This window comes from Pleomorphomonas sp. NRK KF1 (assembly GCF_023721755.1).
GTDB lineage: Bacteria > Pseudomonadota > Alphaproteobacteria > Rhizobiales > Pleomorphomonadaceae > Pleomorphomonas.
In genome coordinates, this window is sequence record NZ_JAMDLH010000022.1 from 1 (window position 1) to 596 (window position 596).

The window sequence follows — 596 nt, forward strand, 5'->3', positions numbered from 1 at the left end:
GCGATCCTGGTGGTTTCGGCCGCCGACGGCCCGATGCCGCAGACCCGCGAGCACATCCTGCTCGCCCGTCAGGTCGGCGTTCCCGCCATCGTCGTGTTCCTGAACAAGTGCGACATGGTCGACGACCCCGAGCTGCTCGAGCTGGTGGAGATGGAAGTTCGCGAGCTTCTGTCGTCCTACGAGTTCCCCGGCGACGACATTCCGATCGTCAAGGGTTCGGCCCTCGTCGCCCTCGAGAACGGCGATCCGAAGCTCGGCCACGACGCCATCCTTGAGCTGATGCGCGAAGTCGACGCCTACATCCCGCAGCCGGAGCGTCCGGTCGACCAGCCGTTCCTGATGCCGATCGAAGACGTGTTCTCGATCTCGGGTCGCGGCACGGTGGTGACCGGTCGCGTCGAGCGCGGCATCGTCAAGGTCGGCGAGGAAGTCGAGATCGTCGGCATCCGCCCGACGACCAAGACGACCGTGACCGGCGTCGAGATGTTCCGCAAGCTGCTCGACCAGGGCCAGGCCGGCGACAACATCGGCGCGCTGCTGCGCGGCACCAAGCGTGAAGACGTCGAGCGCGGCCAGGTGCTGTGCAAGCCGGCTTC

At 66.8% G+C, this 596-nt stretch carries 1 protein-coding gene; it reads left to right on the top strand.

Features of this window, described 5'->3' with window-relative positions; all coding sequences use genetic code 11:
• A partial coding sequence (locus M4J39_RS22780; protein WP_251730794.1) for a GTP-binding protein occupies nt 1-596 on the top strand: 596 nt, incomplete at both ends.